Origin of the sequence: Micromonospora sp. H33 (genome assembly GCF_052068455.1) — a bacterium.
Taxonomy (GTDB): domain Bacteria; phylum Actinomycetota; class Actinomycetes; order Mycobacteriales; family Micromonosporaceae; genus Micromonospora.
Genome location: NZ_JBQHDE010000022.1, coordinates 1 through 18,578, shown reverse-complemented (window position 1 = coordinate 18,578; position 18,578 = coordinate 1). Strand labels below are relative to the sequence as shown.

22 protein-coding genes and 1 pseudogene are annotated in these 18,578 nt (G+C 68.4%); 14 read left to right on the top strand and 9 right to left on the bottom strand.

Annotation, left to right across the window (positions count from 1 at the left end):
• Positions 1-3: 3 nt before the first annotated feature.
• The 6 genes and pseudogenes from ACTMS0_RS28140 (at position 4) to ACTMS0_RS28115 (ending at position 4,942) form a co-directional block, all read left to right on the top strand.
• On the top strand, positions 4-390 hold the full coding sequence (locus ACTMS0_RS28140; RefSeq protein ID WP_441158292.1) for a YciI family protein: 387 nt from the start codon (positions 4-6) through the stop codon (positions 388-390).
• Positions 387-1,631 carry an RNA polymerase sigma factor gene (locus ACTMS0_RS28135; protein ID WP_441158291.1) on the top strand — a complete coding sequence of 415 codons (1,245 nt, stop codon included), beginning with the start codon at positions 387-389 and terminating at the stop codon, positions 1,629-1,631. Before ACTMS0_RS28140 ends, ACTMS0_RS28135 begins: the two co-directional genes overlap by 4 nt.
• Before the next feature lie 171 nt (positions 1,632-1,802).
• Complete coding sequence (locus tag ACTMS0_RS28130) at positions 1,803-2,384, top strand: maleylpyruvate isomerase family mycothiol-dependent enzyme (protein ID WP_441158290.1); 582 nt, start codon at positions 1,803-1,805, stop codon at positions 2,382-2,384.
• Positions 2,385-2,503: 119 nt separating this feature from the next.
• Positions 2,504-2,990 (top strand): annotated as a pseudogene (locus ACTMS0_RS28125) (IS256 family transposase); the annotation flags it as partial.
• A gap of 27 nt (positions 2,991-3,017) precedes the next feature.
• Complete coding sequence (locus tag ACTMS0_RS28120; protein ID WP_441158289.1) at positions 3,018-3,167, top strand: hypothetical protein; 150 nt, start codon at positions 3,018-3,020, stop codon at positions 3,165-3,167.
• A 575-nt stretch (positions 3,168-3,742) separates the two neighbouring features.
• On the top strand, positions 3,743-4,942 hold the full coding sequence (locus tag ACTMS0_RS28115) for an acyl-CoA dehydrogenase family protein (protein ID WP_441158288.1): 1,200 nt from the start codon (positions 3,743-3,745) through the stop codon (positions 4,940-4,942).
• Between the two features lie 7 nt (positions 4,943-4,949).
• Here the strand turns inward: ACTMS0_RS28115 and ACTMS0_RS28110 are convergent, their stop codons facing one another.
• The 9 genes from ACTMS0_RS28110 to ACTMS0_RS28070 all read right to left on the bottom strand — a co-directional run bounded on the left by ACTMS0_RS28110 (position 4,950) and on the right by ACTMS0_RS28070 (position 12,665).
• The gene (locus tag ACTMS0_RS28110; protein WP_441158287.1) at positions 4,950-5,522 is read right to left on the bottom strand and encodes a GAF domain-containing protein; all 573 of its coding nucleotides are present in this window, start codon (positions 5,520-5,522) and stop codon (positions 4,950-4,952) included.
• 22 nt (positions 5,523-5,544) lie between these two features.
• On the bottom strand, positions 5,545-6,135 hold the full coding sequence (locus ACTMS0_RS28105; RefSeq protein ID WP_441158286.1) for a GTP-binding protein: 591 nt from the start codon (positions 6,133-6,135) through the stop codon (positions 5,545-5,547).
• On the bottom strand, positions 6,113-6,484 hold the full coding sequence (locus ACTMS0_RS28100) for a DUF742 domain-containing protein (RefSeq protein ID WP_441158317.1): 372 nt from the start codon (positions 6,482-6,484) through the stop codon (positions 6,113-6,115). Before ACTMS0_RS28100 ends, ACTMS0_RS28105 begins: the two co-directional genes overlap by 23 nt.
• A gap of 2 nt (positions 6,485-6,486) precedes the next feature.
• Positions 6,487-6,882: a roadblock/LC7 domain-containing protein gene (locus ACTMS0_RS28095; RefSeq protein WP_441158285.1), complete on the bottom strand. Its 396-nt coding sequence runs from the start codon at positions 6,880-6,882 to the stop codon at positions 6,487-6,489.
• A 71-nt stretch (positions 6,883-6,953) separates the two neighbouring features.
• A complete protein-coding gene (locus tag ACTMS0_RS28090) occupies positions 6,954-8,543 on the bottom strand; it encodes a sensor histidine kinase (RefSeq protein ID WP_441158284.1) in 1,590 nt (529 codons plus the stop codon).
• Positions 8,544-10,029: 1,486 nt separating this feature from the next.
• Positions 10,030-11,487, bottom strand: a complete 1,458-nt coding sequence (locus ACTMS0_RS28085; protein ID WP_441158283.1) for an amino acid permease — start codon at positions 11,485-11,487, stop codon at positions 10,030-10,032.
• A 45-nt stretch (positions 11,488-11,532) separates the two neighbouring features.
• Positions 11,533-11,898, bottom strand: coding sequence for a hypothetical protein (locus ACTMS0_RS28080; RefSeq protein ID WP_441158282.1), 366 nt, complete (start codon positions 11,896-11,898; stop codon positions 11,533-11,535).
• 83 nt (positions 11,899-11,981) lie between these two features.
• Positions 11,982-12,155 carry a hypothetical protein gene (locus ACTMS0_RS28075; protein ID WP_441158281.1) on the bottom strand — a complete coding sequence of 58 codons (174 nt, stop codon included), beginning with the start codon at positions 12,153-12,155 and terminating at the stop codon, positions 11,982-11,984.
• Positions 12,156-12,254: 99 nt separating this feature from the next.
• Entirely contained in the window at positions 12,255-12,665 is a 411-nt protein-coding gene (locus ACTMS0_RS28070) for an IS701 family transposase (protein ID WP_441158280.1), read from the bottom strand.
• Between the two features lie 217 nt (positions 12,666-12,882).
• On the opposite strand from ACTMS0_RS28070, the gene ACTMS0_RS28065 reads away from it, so the two are divergent.
• The 8 genes from ACTMS0_RS28065 to ACTMS0_RS28030 all read left to right on the top strand — a co-directional run.
• Positions 12,883-13,125: a hypothetical protein gene (locus ACTMS0_RS28065; RefSeq protein WP_441158279.1), complete on the top strand. Its 243-nt coding sequence runs from the start codon at positions 12,883-12,885 to the stop codon at positions 13,123-13,125.
• Between the two features lie 743 nt (positions 13,126-13,868).
• The gene (locus ACTMS0_RS28060) at positions 13,869-14,597 is read left to right on the top strand and encodes an ANTAR domain-containing protein (protein ID WP_441158278.1); all 729 of its coding nucleotides are present in this window, start codon (positions 13,869-13,871) and stop codon (positions 14,595-14,597) included.
• Between the two features lie 89 nt (positions 14,598-14,686).
• Positions 14,687-15,418: a GAF and ANTAR domain-containing protein gene (locus ACTMS0_RS28055; protein ID WP_441158277.1), complete on the top strand. Its 732-nt coding sequence runs from the start codon at positions 14,687-14,689 to the stop codon at positions 15,416-15,418.
• A gap of 150 nt (positions 15,419-15,568) precedes the next feature.
• The gene (locus ACTMS0_RS28050; RefSeq protein ID WP_441158276.1) at positions 15,569-16,369 is read left to right on the top strand and encodes a SigB/SigF/SigG family RNA polymerase sigma factor; all 801 of its coding nucleotides are present in this window, start codon (positions 15,569-15,571) and stop codon (positions 16,367-16,369) included.
• 130 nt (positions 16,370-16,499) lie between these two features.
• Positions 16,500-16,622, top strand: a complete 123-nt coding sequence (locus ACTMS0_RS28045; RefSeq protein ID WP_441158275.1) for a hypothetical protein — start codon at positions 16,500-16,502, stop codon at positions 16,620-16,622.
• Positions 16,623-17,027: 405 nt separating this feature from the next.
• Positions 17,028-17,426 carry a lipopolysaccharide assembly protein LapA domain-containing protein gene (locus tag ACTMS0_RS28040; RefSeq protein ID WP_441158274.1) on the top strand — a complete coding sequence of 133 codons (399 nt, stop codon included), beginning with the start codon at positions 17,028-17,030 and terminating at the stop codon, positions 17,424-17,426.
• Positions 17,426-17,983, top strand: coding sequence for a DUF5994 family protein (locus tag ACTMS0_RS28035; RefSeq protein WP_441158273.1), 558 nt, complete (start codon positions 17,426-17,428; stop codon positions 17,981-17,983). The genes ACTMS0_RS28040 and ACTMS0_RS28035 overlap by 1 nt, the downstream gene beginning before the upstream one ends.
• A 323-nt stretch (positions 17,984-18,306) precedes the next feature.
• Positions 18,307-18,578, top strand: a 272-nt coding sequence (locus ACTMS0_RS28030; protein ID WP_441158272.1) for an inorganic diphosphatase, incomplete at its 3' end; no start/stop codon positions are given.

Genomic DNA, 18,578 nt, shown 5'->3' with positions numbered 1-18,578 from the left:
GCGGTGCCCAGGTACCTGCTGTCCGTCTACGGACCGGCCGAGCGCACCGAGTTCGGCACCTACCCCTCCCAGGAGGCCATGCTGCAGGCGTTCGCCGACACCGGCGCCTTCAACGAGAGGCTCCAGAGGGACGGTCACTTCGTGTTCGCCGACGGCCTGGAGCCGGCGACGACCGCCACCACCGTCGACGGGCAGGGCGAGAAGCCGGCCTTCACCGACGGGCCCTATCTGGAGACGAAGGAGTACCTCGGCGGCTTCTGGGTCATCGAGGCGGCCGACCTCGACGTGGCACTGGCGCTTGCCGCCGAGGGGTCGAAAGCGTGCCGCGGCACGGTCGAGGTGCGTCCCTTCCGAACCGAGGAATCGGTCGGAGCGCTGCTGGAGCCGTGACTGGTCCCACCGTCGAGCAGGCGATCACCCGTGTCCACCACGAGGAGTGGGCGCGGGTGGTCGCCGGCCTCGCGCGCCGCTTCGGCGACCTCGACGTCGCCGAGGAAGCGACGGCCGAGGCGTTCGTAGCGGCTGCAGAGCGGTGGCCGCGCGAGGGCGTACCGCCCAATCCCGGTGGTTGGCTCGCCACCACCGCGACCCGCAAGGCGATCGATCGGCTCCGTCGCGAGTCGCAGCGCGACGCCAAGCACCAGGCGGCCCGGATCGTGTACGACGACACCCCTCCTGAGCCGACCGGCCCGGTCGAGGATGAGCGGCTCAGACTGGTCTTCACCTGCTGCCACCCTGCGCTCGCGATGGAGGCCCGGGTGGCGCTCACCCTGCGCCTGCTCGGCGGCCTCACCGTCCCCGAGATCGCCCGCGCCTTTCTGGTGCAGGAGACCACGATGGCGCGACGGATCACCCGCGCCAAGACAAAGATCAAGGCGGCACACATTCCCTACCGGGTGCCCTCGGCCGACGACATCCGCGAGCGGCTCGCCGGCGTGCTCTCGGTCGTCTACCTCGTCTTCAACGAGGGCTATCTCGCCAGCGAGGGGGACGACCCGGTGCGCGTCGACCTCACCGACGAGGCGATCCGCCTCGGCCGCCTGCTCCGAACTCTCCTCCCGGACGACGGCGAGGTAGCCGGCCTGCTTGCCCTGATGCTCCTCACTGACGCACGGCGGCCGGCGCGCGTGTCCCGCACCGGGGAGCTGGTGACCCTCGACGAGCAGGACCGCGGCGCATGGGACCGCACCCTCATCGCCGAGGGCAACGCCTTGGTCCGCGAGCGGCTCGAGGCGGTGGCGGCCGGCGGTGACCCACCCGGGCGCTACCAGCTGCAGGCCGCGATCAACGTGGTCCACACGGATGCCCCATCCGCCCGAGACACCGACTGGTCCACGATCGTCGCCCTCTACGACCACATGGTGCTGCTCGACCCCTCGCCGATCGTGCGGCTGAACCGGGCGGTCGCGGTCGCCGAGGTTGACGGCCCCGGGGTCGGGCTCGCCGAGATCGACCGGCTCGCCGAGGTCCTCGACGGCTACCACGCCTTCCACGCCGCGCGCGCCGACCTGCTGCGGCGGCTCGGGCGCGGCGGCGAGTCGCGGGCGGCGTACGACCGGGCCATCGGTCTCGCCGGCAACCCCGCGGAGCGGGCCTACCTCACCCGCCGCCGCGACCAGCTCGCCGGCTGACCGACACGTGGAGCCAGCCCGTTCCAGCACCGTTCGCGGCAGATCCGGATGCTGTCGTTGTCGGTGGAGTCCAGACCATGGAGCTAGATCATCTGGCGCTTCTGCGCGACGAACTGGCCACCTTCCAAGGTTGCCTGAGCGAAGATCTGAGCGCGCCGGTCGAGCACTGCGGTGACTGGACCCTGCGGGAACTGGCCGAACATCTCGGGCAGGGAAACCTATGGGCCAGCCACGGCCACCAGCCAGCGACACGGCGAATGCCAGCCGCCGCCAGCGCCAGCCGACATCGCCTCCTGGTTTGCGGACACCGCTCGGGTCCTGACCGATGCGCTCACGGTCGCCCCTTCAACCCAGGCCTGGACCTTCTATCCGCCACACACCGTCGGCTTCTGGCGTCGGCGCCGTTGCCTGGAGACGCTCGTTCACCGCTGGGATGCTCAGCATGCACTCGGCATTTCGAGCCAGCTGGATCCCGCGCTGCGCGGCGACGGGATCGCGGAAGTCATCGAGGTCTTCGTACCGCGCCAGGTGCAGCGTGGTCGAGCGGCCGAACCCAAAGCGGCGGTCCGCTTCACCGCCACCGACCTCGACAGCTCCTGGGTGCTCGGACCGGGAGAGCCGGTCGGAACGCTGAGCGGTACCGCGCAGGAGCGCATGCTGGCGTTGTGGAACCGGCTACCCATGCCCTGGACGCGGCTGACAGGAGACTACGACGTCGCACGTGCGGTGCTCCACGGCCCGCTAGTACCGTGATGGATCCGCCGACCTGTCGGCGCGCACCGGCTTCGATCGGATGCACTGATCTCGGCAAAGCCGCGAGCGCGAGCTCCACCGGGATCGAGACTTCGGGCGGAAGACCCGGCAGGTGCGGGGTCGAGGGCACCCGGGACATCCTCGGTCTGTAGGCCGGTGACGGCGGCGAAGGCGCCAAGTTCTGGCTGCAGGTCCTCGCCGAATTGAGGAACCGCGGCGTCGCCGACGCCTGCATGGTGGTCTGCGACGGGCTCAAAGGCCTGCCCGACGCGATCGCCGAGGTGTGGCCCGAGGCGGTCGTGCAGACCTGCGTGATCCACCTGCTCCGCGCGTCGTTCCGGTATGCCGGACGGCAGCACCGGGACGCCATCGCCAAACCCTCAAGCCCGTCTACACCGCGCCCACCGAAGCCGCCGCCCGGGCCCGGTTCGCCGAGCTCACCGAAGCGTGGGGCGGCAGGTACCCGGCGATCGTCCGGCTGCGGGAGCAGGCGTGGGCGGAGTTCGTGCCGTTCCTGAACTTCGACGCCGAGATCCGCACCGTCGTCTGCAGCACGAATGCCATCGAGAGCGTCAACGCCGTATCCGCCGCGCCGTCCGGAGCCGGTCGTCAGCGTAGACCGGCGGTGGCTCGGTGACCGGCGATGAGGCGAGCGACGAGTTCGGCGGCCACATCGGCGGCGCGGGTTACGACGCCGCCATAGTCGATTGCCTCGTCTGGGCAGACGTGAATGTGGTCTGTCCGCCGGAACCCGAAGGTGGCGTTGTTCCGGGGCACCGCTGACCGGTTTGGACTGAGCCGGGAGTCAGCGTCCCAAGTACTGATAGGAGGGTGGTGCTGGGAATCTCTGCGGATAAGATCACCGCCAAACCCGTTGGGAGGCAGAGGAGAATGAGACAGCTGACCTCTTCTGGTCGCCGCATCATCATCAAGCCTCGTCGGAGTTCGACTGCACCGGTCGGCGCACGTCCATCCTCTACGGTCGGCGCCGGGCGCGGCGCCAAGGCGCCGGGTGCGGGTGCGGGTGGTAACCGTCACGCCCGAAGCCGTCGCAGTCGGTTCGCTCGCCGTGCCCGACTATCCATGCCGGATGCTGGTGCTGAGGTAGCGGGGAACTCCGAGCGCCGTCTTGCCATGGTCTTCGACATGAACCTGCCCAGTCGTTCGGTGGCCGCACCGGCGGTGGTGATTGACCTGCGGCCGGGTTAGCGGCGCGGCCGAGCCGGAGTTGACCCGTCGAACCGCTGGCGCATCAACGGCGAACCCGAGGATGCGTGCGGCGGCGACCAGAATTCGTGACCTGGCCGGAGGCAACCGGATTCGGCAGGTCGGCAGGTGACTCACGAGGAGATCTGCACATGGACAGCTACTTCACCACAAAACGTCACGAGCGTCTACGGGAAGAGGTGCGAACATTCGCGGAGGCCGAGGTGCGCTCCCGGATTCCGGAAATGGAAGCGTCTCGCTCGGTTCAGCACGAACTGTCGCGGTTGATTGCCCGCCAGGGCTGGATCGGTGTCACGATCAGCCCTGAGTACGGTGGGATGGGCCTGGGACACCTCGCGAAGACGATCATCATCGAGGAGCTGTCACGGGTTAGCGGCGCGATGGGTGCCATGGTGCAGGCCAGCCAGTTGGGTGTGGCCAAGATTGTGCACTTCGGCAATGACAGTCAGAAGAGGCGGTGGCTGCCGGCCATCGCCGACGGAAGCTGCCTGCCCACCATCGCGGTCACTGAGCCGCAGTCCGGTGGTCATGTCCTCGGCATGGAGGCCACCGCGGTACGTGACGGCGACGACTACATCCTGAACGGCCGGAAGGTGTTCGTCGGCAACAGTCACGTCGGTGACCTGCACGGCGTGGTGGTCCGCACCGGCCCGGGTTCTCGGGGGCTGTCTGCCTTCCTGGTCGAGTCGGACCGTCCTGGGTTCTCGCTCGGCCCACATCGTGCCGCCATGGGCTTGCACGGCTTCAGCTTCGGCGAACTGATCTTCGACAACTGCCGGGTGCCCGCGACGAACCTGCTCGGCGTGGAGGGCGACGGCCTGGCCGTCGCCTACTCCTCCAGCGTCCTGTACGGCCGGCCGAACCTGACCGCTGTCTCCCTCGGCATCCATCAGGCCCTCCTTGAGGAGACCTCCGCATACGTCACCGAGCAGCACCGCTACGGCAAGCCGCTGCGCGACCTCCTCCCGATCAAACTGAAGGTCGGGCAGATGCAGTCCCGGCTGATGACCGCCCGGCTGGCGGCCTATCACGCGGTGCACTTGCTGGACCAGGGCCTGCCCTGTGACGCGGAGCTGATGAACGCCAAGCTCATCAACGTCGAGTACGCCTTGGACTCGGCGCGTAACGCGATGGAAGTGCACGCCGCATGCGGGCTCTACCCCGACCGCCCCGTGGAGCGGTATGTCCGCGACGCGCACCACATTTTCGCTCCAGCCGGCACCTCGGACATCCAGCTACTCCGTCTCGGCGAGGTGGCACTGGGGATGTCCAAGGGGCAGTGGTCGGAGCGGCTCGCCGCCCCACTGTTGGAAACGGCGGCCGCTTCCTGACGTCGTCCTATCGCCCGCTGCGCTGGTTGATCCGTTCCATCAGCTCGGCGGCCAGAGACTTGATGGTCTCCAGTCCCTGCCGACCCCATGGGCGCGGCTCGGTGTCCACGACGCAGATCGTGCCGAGAGCCATACCCGTGTGGTCGAGCAGTGGGGCGCCCAGGTAGGAGCGGATGCCGATCTCGTCGACCACCGGGTTGCCGGCGAACCGTGGGTAGTCGCACACGTCGTCGAGTACCAGCGCCTTGCGCCGGACCACGACGTGCGGGCAGTAGCCGTGGTCGCGTGGCATCACCCGGCCCGGCTGCCCGGCGGCCGCGGACTCAGGTGTGGTGCTGGCTCGGCCGGCCGGGGCGGTGTAGAGGCCGGCGAAGTACTGGCGGTCCTCGCTGATGAAGTTCACCATCGCGTATGGGGCGCTGGTGATGTGTGCGAGTTTTTGAGCGAATTCGTCGAACTCGGGGTCCGGGCTTTCGCCTAGGCCGAGATCGCGCAGCCGCCGCACCCGGTGCGGCGCTTCCTGATCGATCGGCGTCAGTGACTGGTAGGCCGGGGATTCGTAGGCCATGTTGGGCTCCATATCTGGCAGCTGTGACGTGTTTTCATGCCGGCTGGGATTGGGAGGTGCGCAGTAAGTGCTGGAGCAACGCGATCAGCACCGCCGTCGCGGAGCGGGTTTGACGGGCATCGCACATGACTATCGGCACGTCCGGTTTGAGTTCGAGAGCGGCCCGCACCTCCTCGGGTTCGTAGTGGAACGAGCCGTCGAACTGGTTCACGGCGACCAGGAAACCGATGCCACGGGCTTCGAAGAAGTCGACGGCTGCGAAGCAGTCCTGTAGGCGGCGGGTGTCGGCGAGGACGACTGCCCCGAGGGCTCCGGTGGACAACTCGTCCCACATGAACCAGAAGCGCGCCTGTCCGGGTGTGCCGAACAGGTACAGGATGTAGCGGGGATCTATGGTGATGCGGCCGAAGTCCAGCGCCACGGTGGTGGTGGACTTGGCCTCCACGCCCGTCAGGCTGTCGGTGCCTACGCTGGCGGTGGTGAGGATCTCTTCCGTACGCAACGGCCGGATCTCGCTCACCGCGCCGACGAATGTCGTCTTACCCGCGCCGAACCCACCTGCGATGAGGATCTTGAGCGCAGTCGGGAATATCGGAGACAGTTCAGAGTCGTTGCTGTAGGCCATGGAGAACCGCCTCCAATACGGATCGTTCAGTGTGATCGGCGATAGGGCTGGGAGCTCGGGTGCTCACCGCTCCGCAATCCACCAAGTCGGAAAGCACCACCTTCGTGATGGCAGCGGGCAGTCTCAGATGTGCCGCGATCTCGGCGACCGTGATCGGGGCGGCGCAGAGGCGAAGGGCCCGGGCATGGTCTGGCTCAAGGTGCCCGCGAGGCAGCCGGCCGGTGGCCATCACCCAGGACAGCAACTCCATGCGGGTACTGGGCCGCGTCCTACCGTTACTGACCGTGTACGGGCGCACCAGGCGCCCCGCGTCGTCGTCGAGAAAGGGTTCTTCCTCGGGACCCACCATGGTCACCGGATCATGTCGCCAGTACCGACGGCAGCTTGACGCGTCGGCGTGGCCAAGAAGGGACGTACGCTCTTGACCATTTGCGACATCTCGTAGCCGAGTACGCCGACGTCGGCATCACGGCCTGCGACCACCGCGAGGACGGCGTTAGGGCCCGCGGCGGTTACGAACAGCAGGGCATCATCGAGTTCGGCCACCACCTGACGGACCCCGTTACCCCCACCGAAACTGCCTCCGGCGCTGCGGGCGAGAGAGAATAGGCCGGAGGCGATTGCGGCCAAATGGTCCGCGCCGGCCCGATCGAGCCCGTGGGCGGCCTTCGGTAGGCCGTCTGATGACAACAACAAAGCACTACGGGTGTGGGGGACCCGCTCGGCCAGCCCGGACAGCAGCCACACGAGATCCTGAGACTGTCCTGCGGGCGCATTGCTCCGCATAATAGGTAACCCTCCTTAACGGTGATGCGTGGTCAGCTGATGCCGCCAGAACGGCGTTCGGAGCCGTCATCCCCGCCGGGTCCGGCTTCGCCCTGACTGAAGGCCCGAGTGAACGTAGCCATGAGAGTCGGGTCAGGTTCAGCGACTTCTTCCTTTGCGAGCGGGGCGGTGGAAACGGCCTGCAGCTGCGGGGCCAGATGTGCCTGTGGTTTCCGGTGCGGTAGTTGCGGACGCGCGCTGCCGTCAACCTGGGCTGGAGCCGGGTCGCTGGCGGGGTTCCCCTGCGCCGGAGTGAGAGTGTGTCTGGCGTCCTCGCGGGCCAAGGAAGGCCCGGCCCAGTCCCATGCGGCCGGCTGTGCCACCTGCTCGGCGCGAGTCCCCTGGCCGGCGACGCGGGTCCGGTCATTGAACAGGGGCGGGGCAGGGGCGGGTGAGTACGCTGGCGGGGCGGTCGAGGCGGTCGCGGCCACTGCCAGTGATGGTGGTTCGTGTCGGGGCGCGTGGATCATGGGCTGCGACTGCGTCTCGTGCCAGGGTTCACGTCTCTGCGGCGGTGCACCGAGCAGCCCGGGCGGCACGATGAGCACCGCCTGGATACCGCCGTAGATGTTGGTCTGCAACCGGACCGTGATGCCGTGTCGGCGGGCGATGACCCCGACGACGAACAGCCCGATGCGGCCATCGCGCAGCAGCTCGCCGACGTCAATCCCGGTCGGGTCGGCCAGGAGACGGTTCACCCGGTCTTGATCGGCCAGCGGCATACCCAGACCCCGGTCCTCCACCTCGACAGCGATACCGGCCGTGACGGCCTGGGCGCGAAGTAGTACCTGTGTGTGCGGGGCGGAGAAATTGGTGGCGTTCTCAACGAGTTCGGCGACCAAATGGATGACGTCGGCGACAGCGTGGCCCCCTACCGTGCCCTCGATCGGTGGCACCAGCTTGACCCGCGAATAGTGCTGGACCTCGGCGATAGCCGACCGCAGCACCTCGGTCAGAGCAACCGGCCTGCTCCACTGCCGCCGGGAAACAGCCCCACCTAGCACCGCGAGGTTCTCCGCGTGGCGGCGGATACGGGTGGCAAGGTGGTCGACCTGGAACAGACCCTTGAGCAAGTCAGGATCCTCCACCTGATTCTCCAAGTCATCGAGCAGCTGAATCTCCCGATGCACCAGAGACTGCAGCCGTCGAGCGAGGTTGACGAAGACCTCTACCTGGTGACCGGAGCTGGGCGCGGGTGCCGCGGGTGTCACTGCTGATGCCTCTGCCAGGGCGACCTGGGCAGCGTGCAGGACCTCGTCCAGTTCGCGCTGCAGTAGCGCGAATCCATCGCCTCCCGTCAAGGAAGCGAGCTCCGCGGGTGACTCGAGTCGCTCGCCGCGGCGCAACCGCTGGATTCGTTGCTGCACCTCGACTCGGCGCTGGTTGGTCGAGGACCGTAGGGCGTCGATCCTGGCGGTGACCAGGCGGTCGGCGGCATTGGCGCGGTTGGCGGCGACGGCGATGACCACCACACATACGATCCATGCCAGGACCAGAACGACGCCCATCCTGGTAGTGACCGTCTCCCCGGAGGCGACGAGCACGTAGAGGACGGCGGCGGCCCCGAGCACCGCGATGACCACTGCGGGTAGCACCGCTAGCCATATCAGACGGGGCCCCAAGCCACTGGGCCTGTATGCAGCATGTGCGGGAGATTCGCCGTACGGGTCGGGTGCTCGATGGGCGGCACGCGTGTCTGGAGGGGAAGACTCAGGCATCAGCATCCTCGGGCCAGGAGGGGAACCGCTGGCAAGTGCGGGTCATCTCGGTCGACCTGCATCGTGCGCAGACAGGTGATTGCTTGGATACGGCAGTCTAGAACGTCACACCTTTCGCCCCGCCGTTGATCAAACCACCTAGATCCTATATGGACTGTTTGAGCGCTCAAGCTAGTGCCTCGTCATTGAACGTCGATCGTGTAATCCGTCGGTTCTGAGGACGTGTCCGGCAGGCTGTCTCTCATCGTTCGTGGTGGGAGGTGGTGGCCGGTGGGCAGACGCCCAGAGGTGTTCGTCCGGCAGGTGTCGATGGTCGAGGGCCAGCGGTTGCAGCGGATCACCCGGACGGCGAAGGACCCGGTGAAGCTGGGCCGGGCGATCGTGGGTGCTGATGTCCGCCCAAGGGCAGCCGGCGTCGGACATCGCCCACCTGCTCTCCGCTCCTGCGGTCCCGACGTCGCGTGGGCAGGCGAGTGCGGGCGGGGGGCTGAGGCTGATCCACGAGACCAGCACAGACCCCGCCCCACACGTACGCCATCGCACGTCGCGGTGGGTAGCCGAGCGGCCCAACGGACCTGGTGTGGGCACTCGGGATCGTGCAGGTCATCACGGCGCAGAGCGCCTTCAGCCAGCACCCAACCAGGTGTTGAGCGAGCAGAGCCGGCTCTTCGTCGGTTGCCTCACGGCTCTCACCCTGTCGGCGACGGCAAGCCTGGCCGGCGGGCAAATCTTGGGAAGATCCGTCCCAAGGCGTAGAAGCAGTCAAGGCCGCGACCCGCGTTTCCGCTGGTCACGGCCTTGATCGTTTGCGCGCCCGAAGGGACTCGAACCCCTAACCTTCTGATCCGTAGACCGATGCTTGTCTATGGGCATGATCGGGCTGTTCAACCGTCCGCCCCGGTCCCGCCCAGTCCGTGCGGCTCCCCATAGATATCAGCAGGTCCAGGCTTTACATCAGGTCTCGTCGATCACTGTCCCCCGTTAGATGAGGCCCACGGAATCCGAAAGAGTCCCTGCACGTTCGGATCAGTTCCCCGACGTCCGAGCAGCCACCGAGCAGCCATGGATCGCCGTTCACGAGCTGGGCCTGAACTACCGAGACTTGCGGACCAAGCTCATCCGCCGGGCGTCCACCGCACCGTCACCGCACTCGAACGCGACATCCGCGCTTGGCTCGACGGATCAAACGACCAGCCCCGACCGTACGTCTGGACCAACACCGCCGACGAGGTCCTCGACAACCCCGCCGCCTACTGCAAACGAATCTCGGAAACAGGACACCAGCGCGGGGGAGGTGACGCGGAGCCGGACTCCGTGTCCAGGTCCGGCGGATCGGGCATCGGCATCGCCCCTATGCGCCCTTGGCGAGTCGGCTGTGGCGGCGGCTGTAGAGGAAGTAGACGAGCAGCCCCAGCACCGTCCAGGCGAGGAACCGCAGCCAGGTCTCGACGGTGAGGAACAGCATCAGCACGACGCAGGCGACCATCGTGAGCGCCGGTATCACCGGCCCCCCGGGTACGCGGAAGCCGCGGGGCAGGTCCGGCCGGGTGTGGCGCAACAGGATCACCGCGGCGGCGACGAGGGCGAACGCGAACAGGGTGCCGATGTTGACCAGTTCGGCGAGTTCCTGCAGTGGGATGAACCCGGCGAGCGCGGCTACCAGGAGGCCCACGGCGATGGTGCTGCGGTGCGGGGTGCCGAATCGCGGATGCACCCGGCTCAGCCAGCGCGGCAGCAACCCGTCACGGCTCATGGCGAACGCGACCCGGGTCTGCCCGAGCATCATGATCATGACCACGGTCGTCAGTCCGGCGAGGGCGCCGACGGTGATCAGGTTGGCGAAGAAGGGCTGGCCGACGGCCTGGAACGCCGCGGCCAGCGGTGCCGTAGTGTCCACCTCGGTGTAGTTCTGCATGCCCACCACCACCAGCGAGACCGCGACGTAGAGGGCGGTGCAGATCGCCAGCGAACCGAGGATCCCGCGCGGCAGGTCGCGCTGCGGTACCCGGGTCTCTTCGGCCGCGGTGGCCACGACGTCGAAGCCGATGTACGCGAAGAACACCAGCGCTGCCGCGGCGAAGATGCCGCTGATGCCGAAGTTGGCCAGTCCCTGCCCGAAGATGGTCTGCAGCAGGGTCCCGTCGGTGCCGGAACCGCCCGAGGCCGGCTCGGTCGGCGGGACGAACGGCACGTAGTTGTCGCCCTTGACGAAGAACAGCCCGGCGGCGATCACGAAGAGCACCACCGCCAGCTTGATGGTGACCACCACGGCGTTGACCCGGGACGAGATCTTGATGCCGGCGACCAGGACCGCGGTGAGGACCAGCACGATGAGCGTGGCGGGCAAATTGAACGGGCCGCCCTTGCCGGCGACGGCGGCGGGAAGTGTCACCCCGAGCGTCTCCAGGAGCACCGCGAAGTACTGTGACCAGCCCACCGCCACCGTGGCACCGGCCAGCACGAACTCGAGGATGAGGTCCCACCCGATGATCCACGCAATCAGCTCGCCCAGCGCCGCGTACGAGTAGGTGTAGGCGCTGCCGGCGACCGGCACCGTGGACGCGAACTCCGCATAGCACAGCGCAGCCAGCGAGCAGGCGATACCAGCCACGACGAAGGAGAGCGCGACCGCCGGCCCGGCCGTCTGGTTCGCCGCCACGCCGGTCAGCACGAAGAGGCCCGTACCGATGATGACCCCGACGCCGAACACGGTGAGATCCACGGCCGACAGCTCCTTGCGGAGCTGGTGCTCCGGCTGCTCAGTGTCACGGATCGACTGCTCGACCGACTTCCTGCGCAAGAGGCTCACGACCGGATAACCTCACCGTCTCGGACGATTGATGATGCCCACAAGCTAACGACTCACCCGGATTGTGGTCATGACTCGGTGAGGGCTTGTCGGGCGTATTGGCTGGTCGCGGCTCGGGCTTGGTGACGGCGTCGGCAGATGGACCAGATGAGTGGGGTCGGCGCGGCGGCGGCTGGGTTCGATGATCAGGATGTCGAACAGGTGGCGTAGCTCGTTGACGGTCACCGGGATCAGCCCGGCGGGGTCGGGGTGCCTGTGGTGGGTGGTCGCGGCGGCGAGGAAGGCGTGGGCGAGGACGAGCATGGTCCAGCGGTGCCAGGAGATCCAGCGGCGGTTCTGGTGTTGGTCCAGGCCGAGTCCGGTCTTCGCGGCCTGGAACGATTCTTCGATCTTCCAGCGGCGTCCGGCCACGACAACGAGGGTGTTCAGTGCGACGGTTGTGGGTGACCAGCAGCGGTAGAAGGCGAGTTCCCGGGTGCGCCGGTTCCGGCGGATCAGTAGCCAGTGGTGGCCGCCGTGCTCGTCGAGGTGGGCGGGTAGCGCGTGAAGGACCAGTCGTAGTAGCGGTGTCCCTTCGCGCCGGGGCCGGCGGACATGCGTTGCCAGGCGGTCGCGGGAAGGCCGGCCGCGAGCAGGTCGACGCGGTAGGCGCCGATGCCGGTGGTCACGTGATGTGAGCAGGCCACGGCGAGGACGTAGCCCAGGCCCAGCGCGCGCAGCCGTGAGGCCAGCCGCGGATAACCGCCGTGTGCCTCGTCGGTGGCGACTCACCGGCAGGGCATCCCCGCGGTCACCGCTGCCTCGATCATGCGGGCTGCCAGTTGTGGCTTGGTCGCGAACCGCACGTGGTCCGGGATGCCGGCCTCGGTGCGGCGTTCGGTGTCGTCGCACCAGGATCGAGGTAGGTAGAGGGCGGTGTCGCGCATCGAGTGGGCGGCCGTTGTGGCGTAGACGAGGTGGACCGCGAGCTGACAGTTCTCGATCTTCCCGGCCGTGCCTGAATACTGCCGTTGGACGCCGACGGTGTGCCGGCCCTTCTTCAAGTCGCCTGTCTCGTCGACGATCAGTACGGCCTCGGGATCGCTGGGCGCGCCGACGGCGCCGGCGTCGCTCGACGAGGCGGCCGCGCTGTACCGGACCTGGACCGCCAACCGCAGTGTGCTGGTGGTGCTGGACAACGCCGCCTCGGCGGCGCAGGTCCGTCCGCTGCTGCCCAGTTGGGCCGCGCTGCGCCGCCCTGGTCACCAGCCGGTGGGCCCTGACCGACCTGGACGCGGGCGTCCACGTACCGTTGCCGCCGCTGCCACAGCCGGCGGCGCTCGACCTGTTCGCGGAATTCGCCGGCAGGGACCGAATGGCCGCGGAGCCGGAGGCCGCCGCCGCGATCGTGACGTCGTGCGGCGGTTGCCGCTCGCGGTGCGGATCGCCGCTGCCCGCGCCGTCACACGTCCGGACGCCTCGCTCGGCGTCCTCGCCAGTCGCCTCGCCGACGAGGGCCGCCGGCTGGACGTGCTGGAGGCCGGCGACCTCTCGGTGCGGACAACTGTTCAGCTCGGATACCAGACCATCGCCGCCGACGCCGCGGACGGGCACCGGCACGCCACACGCCTGTTACGGCTGGCCGCCACCGTGGACTGAACGGACGCCGACACGCACGCGTACGCGGCCCTGGCGGACCTGTCCCCATCGGAGACGGATCGGCCCGTCGACCTGCTGCTGGACGCCTACCTGCTCGAGTCGGCGGGCAACAGCCGCTACCGCCTGCACGACATCGTCCGATTGTACGCCCGCGAACGCGCCCACCTGGACGAGGAGCCCAGCGCGCGGGAGACGGCAATGGGCCCGAATGGAAGGTCAGCAGCGCGATCCCGGCCGCCTCGATCGCGGGTGGGACTGCGGCCAGAGGCTCAACTTGAGCAGCAGACGATGGAGCCGCCGGCACCCGTTATCTGGCGGCCGGGTGGACGTGCACTCGGCGTCCCTCAACGAGCGGGCACGCCCTTGACGACCACGCCGTCCGGCACATCGCGGACGACGCAGGCGCCCGCTCCGACGGTGCTGTCCCGGCCCATATTCGGTGGTGACCGAACGTGGTCGATGTCGTTGAGATCATGTGCGCAAGATCGATGATCTTACGAAGACGGTGTTCTCAGCGCCCGGGCCGTGCCTCGGGATACGGTGAGAGCGTCACCCCGGACCCCGGCTGGCCGCATGGGGCGTGTCCGCTCCGCATGATCAGGGTCGGAGTGAGTCGTGAACGAGCACATCAACGGGCCGCGTCTTCGCTTCCGAACCGCTCCTTCCGCCCGTACGTCGGTGACCCTTTGCCGCCCGACCGGGGCTGATCGTCCCCGCTGGCACGACCCCGGTGCGGCGGGCCGGTGAGCGCCGCACGCCGGATCCGGCTGTGGACCCTGGTCGTCGACGCGGCTCGGGGCGGGACGGTCACGGTCGACCATGTCTGCGCCGCGACGGCGTCGGTCGCCGACGTGGACTCCGCCGCCGTCACGGTGACACTGCCCGCCACACCAAGGGAGGTGCTGTGCGCCAGTGACCGGACCGCCTGGGATCTGGAGGAGCTGATTCTGACCCTCGGGGAGGGGCCTGGGATGGACACGATCTCCGGCGGGCCGGCCCTGGTCGCTGACCTGGCAGCGCCGGAGTGTCTGGCCCGTTGGCCGGCGTTCGCCCCGGCGGCGGTGCTCGCCGGGGTCCGTGCGGTGTTCGCGCTGCCGCTCCAGGTCGGCGGGATCCGTCTCGGTGTGCTGGATCTCTACCGCGCGCGGGCCGGCGGCCTCGCCGGCACGCAACTGGCCGACGCCCTGACTCTGGCGGACACGGCGTGCGCGGTGCTGCTGGACGGTGCATCCCGCGACGGGCCGGAGCAGGACGATCGTTGGCCCGAGCAGGCCGGGGTGCACCATCCCGAGGTGCACCAGGCCACGGGGATGGTCACGGTCCAGCTGGGGGTGAGCGCGGCGGAGGCCCTCATCCGGCTACGCGCCTTCGCCTACTCCCACGACCGACGCCTCCGGGACGTCGCAGTCGACGTGGTGGCCCGGCGCCTGCGTTTCGACTCCCGCGACGCAGCTGGCGACGGGGCCGGATGAACGCCGGGACCCGGCCCATCGTGTAACCGGTCGGTCGCCCGCGCCGCCGCCCATCCGAGTGGGGCTATCGTATGCCGAGGGTGAGTGACATGGCCGAGATCCAGCTGTCCGACGTGTTCGTGGAAATGGCTGACACACTCGTCGACGACTTCGACGTGATCGAGTTTCTGCATGTGCTCGCCGACCGGTGTGTTCAGCTGCTGGGCGTCTCGGCGGCCGGGCTGCTGCTGACCGACCAGCAGGACAACCTTCAGGTGGTGGCGGCCTCCTCGGAACGCACCCGGCTGCTGGAGTTGTTCCAGCTGCAGACCGACCAGGGGCCCTGCGTGGACTGCTTCCGCACCGGCCAACCCGTGTCGGTCATCGACCTGCGGGCCGCCGGCAACCGTTGGCCCCGGTTCACCGCCGCCGCGGCCGAGGTCGGCTTCACCGCGGTACACGCCCTGCCCATGCGCCTACGTTCCGAGGTCATCGGCGCGCTGAACCTTTTCGACACCCGCGCGGGCGCCCTTGACGAAGGCAAGGTCCGGATCGGGCAGGCCCTGGCGGACGTGGCCACCATCGGGCTGCTCCAGCAACGCGCCATCCACCACCGCGACATCCTCACCGAGCAACTGCAGACCGCACTCAACAGCCGAGTTCTGATCGAGCAGGCCAAGGGTGTCATCGCCGAGCGACTCCAGGTGGACGTGGGTGAGGCTTTCGCGCTGTTGCGCACCGGCGCCCGCAGCCACAACCGGCGGTTGTCCGATCTGGCTCAGGCGATCGTCGACGGTTCCGAGCAGCTCACGCCAGGAATGACCGCCAACCTGTCCGCCTGACTGCCTGGTTGGCCAGCGGCGGCCTGTGCTGTCCCGTTGGCCGGCGTCGGGCGGTGCGAATCGGCGCGATGAGGCGTACGGTGAGGTTTGTCGCCCGGGCCCCCGGTGGCTGTCAGCTCCACCGCCGCCAGCCGTAAGGGGCATTGAACAATGGTCATCCCCACCGCGACCGTGACTGCCGTTCCCCGACATCCGTCGGCGGGTGATGTGCCGGCGACGAGCGAAGAACTGTTGCGTCGACACGCTGCCCTGAGCTGCGACGATCCCGATCGTACGAGACTGCGGACCCGGATCATCGAGGGCAATCTGCCCATGGCCAGCCGACTGGCCCGCCGATACACCGGACGCGGGGAGCCCTACGAGGACCTGGCCCAGGTCGCGGCTCTCGCCCTGGTCAGAGCCGTCGACGGATTCGACGTCCGACGAGGCGTTCCGTTCTCCTGCTACGCGGTCCCGACCATTCTCGGTGCCCTGCGCCGGCACTTCCGCGACACGACATGGGCGATGCGGGTCCCGCGCCGCGCCCAGGAACTGAGCAGCATGGTGCGAGCCGCCACGGCCGAGCTCACGCAGCGACAGGGCCACCATCCGACCACCGCGGAACTCGCTGGCCACCTGGACGTGAGCGTCGACGACGTCCTGGCCGGACTCACCGCGTCGCAGGCCTACCACCTGCCATCCCTCAACGCGCCCCAGCTCGGCGCCGACCACGTCGAGACCATCGAGCTCATCGGCGCCTTCGATCCCGGCTACGCGCGCGTGGACGACCACCTGACACTACTGCCGTTACTCGCCTCCCTTCCTCTGCGCGAGCGTCGGATTCTGACTATGTGGTTCTACCGCCACATGACCCAGGCGCGGATCGCCACCGAAGTCGGGCTGTCACAGATGCACGTGTCCCGGCTGTTGAAGCGTTCCCTGGCCCAGCTCAGGGCCGGAATGCCGAGCTGACGGGCCGCCGTCCCGGTCACATCCGATCGCCCAGAGGAGAGCGTCAAACGATCACGAGAGGACTTCGATGGCAGTTGGTCCGTCCGCCATCACGACTGAGTCCTCCGTCGTCCCGTGCGGATCCATCCCGATGCGGCTCGGCGTACGGGTGAAGCGCGCCGTCGAACGGCGTTCGGGTCGGATGCGGGTGATGCTGCTCGTGACCGTCCTGCTCCTGCCGTTGCTGCTGACAACGCTGTTGGGTGGCCGCTGACCGGGTACTGACGGGCTGCGGAGCGATCCGGTCGCGGAGCGGGTGGTCAGCCCCTGCAGGAGGTCGACTCGCCCCGGACTTCCGTCCTGGCGCTCGCCACAGCATCGCCCCATGGTGCCGATGACCCTTGGCATGTATGAGGCGGTGCTGTGTTGGGCCGCGGCGCGCCGGCTGCCGGATTCGCCTCCCACCGTGGTCTTCGTTGAACGGCGACGGGCTTCGGTTCGTTCTTCTGCCTGGTCCTGTGCGGGGCGGGTGCGGCGGAACGTGTTCGCCCGGATTGGTAGATCCGACATCTCGGGCGTACCGATCAGCCCAGACGGAGAGTAGGCTGAGGTTGTCGTCCTGGACCCCGACGGCCCCGGTTCGCGTACTTCGCGCGCCACCGTCGGAATGAGGTCCGCAATGGCCAGGTTCGGCTCCGCCCGCTCCACCAACATGCAGTCCGGCCCCGAGATCAACGACCGGTCCCGCCCTGTGCCGCGTGTCCGCGCCGGGGGTTCGCTGGTCGCGTTCACGGCATCCGCCGTGGTGCTGCTCCTGCTACTGATCTTCATCCTGCAGAACGGTCAGCGTACGGACGTGCACTTCTTCGGCGCGCAGGGGCAACTTCCGATGGGAGTCGCGCTGCTGCTCGCCGCGGTGTTCGGCGTGCTGCTGGTGACCATCCAAGCCACCATGCGGCGCATCATTCAGCTGCGGCTGTTGACCCGCAGGCACCGCGCCACCCCCTACACCACCATCACCCGTCCAGACCCCGCCGGCACCGACCCGGGTGCCGACGTACCGGAGGGACGGAACTGATGATCCGCTCGGTCGAGGACCGCATGACATGGGTCTGCACCCGTGAGCCGCCTACGGCACGCCTGCGGCTGGCTGACTCGCCGTCCAGCCGCGAGATGCTCGACGGCGGTTGGTGGCCGACCTCCCGCGACCCGGTCGTCGAACTGTGCAGCCTGGTCACCGCGCTCACCGCCCAGCGTGGCGGCGTGATCGAACGGATCATGCTGCAGCCGGCGGCCTGGGACAGGCATCCGTGCCGGATCGGCGTCGGCGGCGCCGTGGTGCGGGTGGGCTGGTTCACCACCCTCGGGGCCGGGCTGGTGGTCGTCACAGGCCCGAGGGATCTGCGGATCGACCTGGCCGTGATAGCGCCCGAGACTACGTACGCCGTGGCGACGGCGGCCATGCTCGCGGCTTCGCGCCCCGCCACCACCACCCGCGCCGCCGATGTCCTGTTCATACCGCCCAGCCCTCGCGCAGGACGGTTGGCGCGACACGGCGACGATGTCGCCGTGTGGGAGACCGATGGTGGCCACGTTCAGCCCGATCGACAACCCGCAGCGCCGGCCCGGGCCTGAACGCTCCAACCGGCCCGGGCCGGGAGGCGCGGGGTCCGGGACCTCGGTTCGAGGTCCCGGACCCCGAAGCCACCACTGACCGCATTTCACCAGACGCGGGATAGGCAACAATCGGGAAGGACATGTGGACGCCGGACGCGCCCGGCTCCCCTTATCCGCTCTCGGGTGCCTGCGTTCGCCTGGCCGAGCCAGCCGCTACAGCTACCGGCCGGTCGCGCCGTTGTCGGTGTTCGACACCCACACGGCAGCGGGATCGCCGGGTTCATCACCGACCGGGCCGGTAGCCGTTGACCGACTGAAGGTCCGAAGAGCGGAGCAACCGCATGGAGTTCGACGTCACCATCGAGATCCCCAAGGGAACACGCAACAAGTACGAGATGGACCGCCGGACCGGCCGGATCCGACTGGACCGCACCCTGTTCACCGCTACCCAGTACCCGGCCGACTACGGCTTCATCGAACACACCCTCGGCGAGGACACCGACCCCCTCGACGCGCTGGTACTGGTACAGGAACCCACCTTTCCCGGCTGCCTCATCCGATGCCGGGCCATCGGCATGTTCCGTATGCGGGACGAGAAGGGGCCCGACCCGAA

Coding starts and splice junctions, on each gene's coding strand:
- ACTMS0_RS28050 (WP_441158276.1), top strand. CDS start 15,569: ATGGTCATCCCCACCGCGACCGTGACTGCCGTTCCCCGACATCCGTCG.
- ACTMS0_RS28055 (WP_441158277.1), top strand. CDS start 14,687: ATGGCCGAGATCCAGCTGTCCGACGTGTTCGTGGAAATGGCTGACACA.
- ACTMS0_RS28100 (WP_441158317.1), bottom strand. CDS start 6,484: ATGGTGGGTCCCGAGGAAGAACCCTTTCTCGACGACGACGCGGGGCGC.
- ACTMS0_RS28045 (WP_441158275.1), top strand. CDS start 16,500: ATGCGGCTCGGCGTACGGGTGAAGCGCGCCGTCGAACGGCGTTCGGGT.
- ACTMS0_RS28110 (WP_441158287.1), bottom strand. CDS start 5,522: ATGGAGCCCAACATGGCCTACGAATCCCCGGCCTACCAGTCACTGACG.
- ACTMS0_RS28105 (WP_441158286.1), bottom strand. CDS start 6,135: ATGGCCTACAGCAACGACTCTGAACTGTCTCCGATATTCCCGACTGCG.
- ACTMS0_RS28035 (WP_441158273.1), top strand. CDS start 17,426: ATGATCCGCTCGGTCGAGGACCGCATGACATGGGTCTGCACCCGTGAG.
- ACTMS0_RS28040 (WP_441158274.1), top strand. CDS start 17,028: ATGGCCAGGTTCGGCTCCGCCCGCTCCACCAACATGCAGTCCGGCCCC.
- ACTMS0_RS28115 (WP_441158288.1), top strand. CDS start 3,743: ATGGACAGCTACTTCACCACAAAACGTCACGAGCGTCTACGGGAAGAG.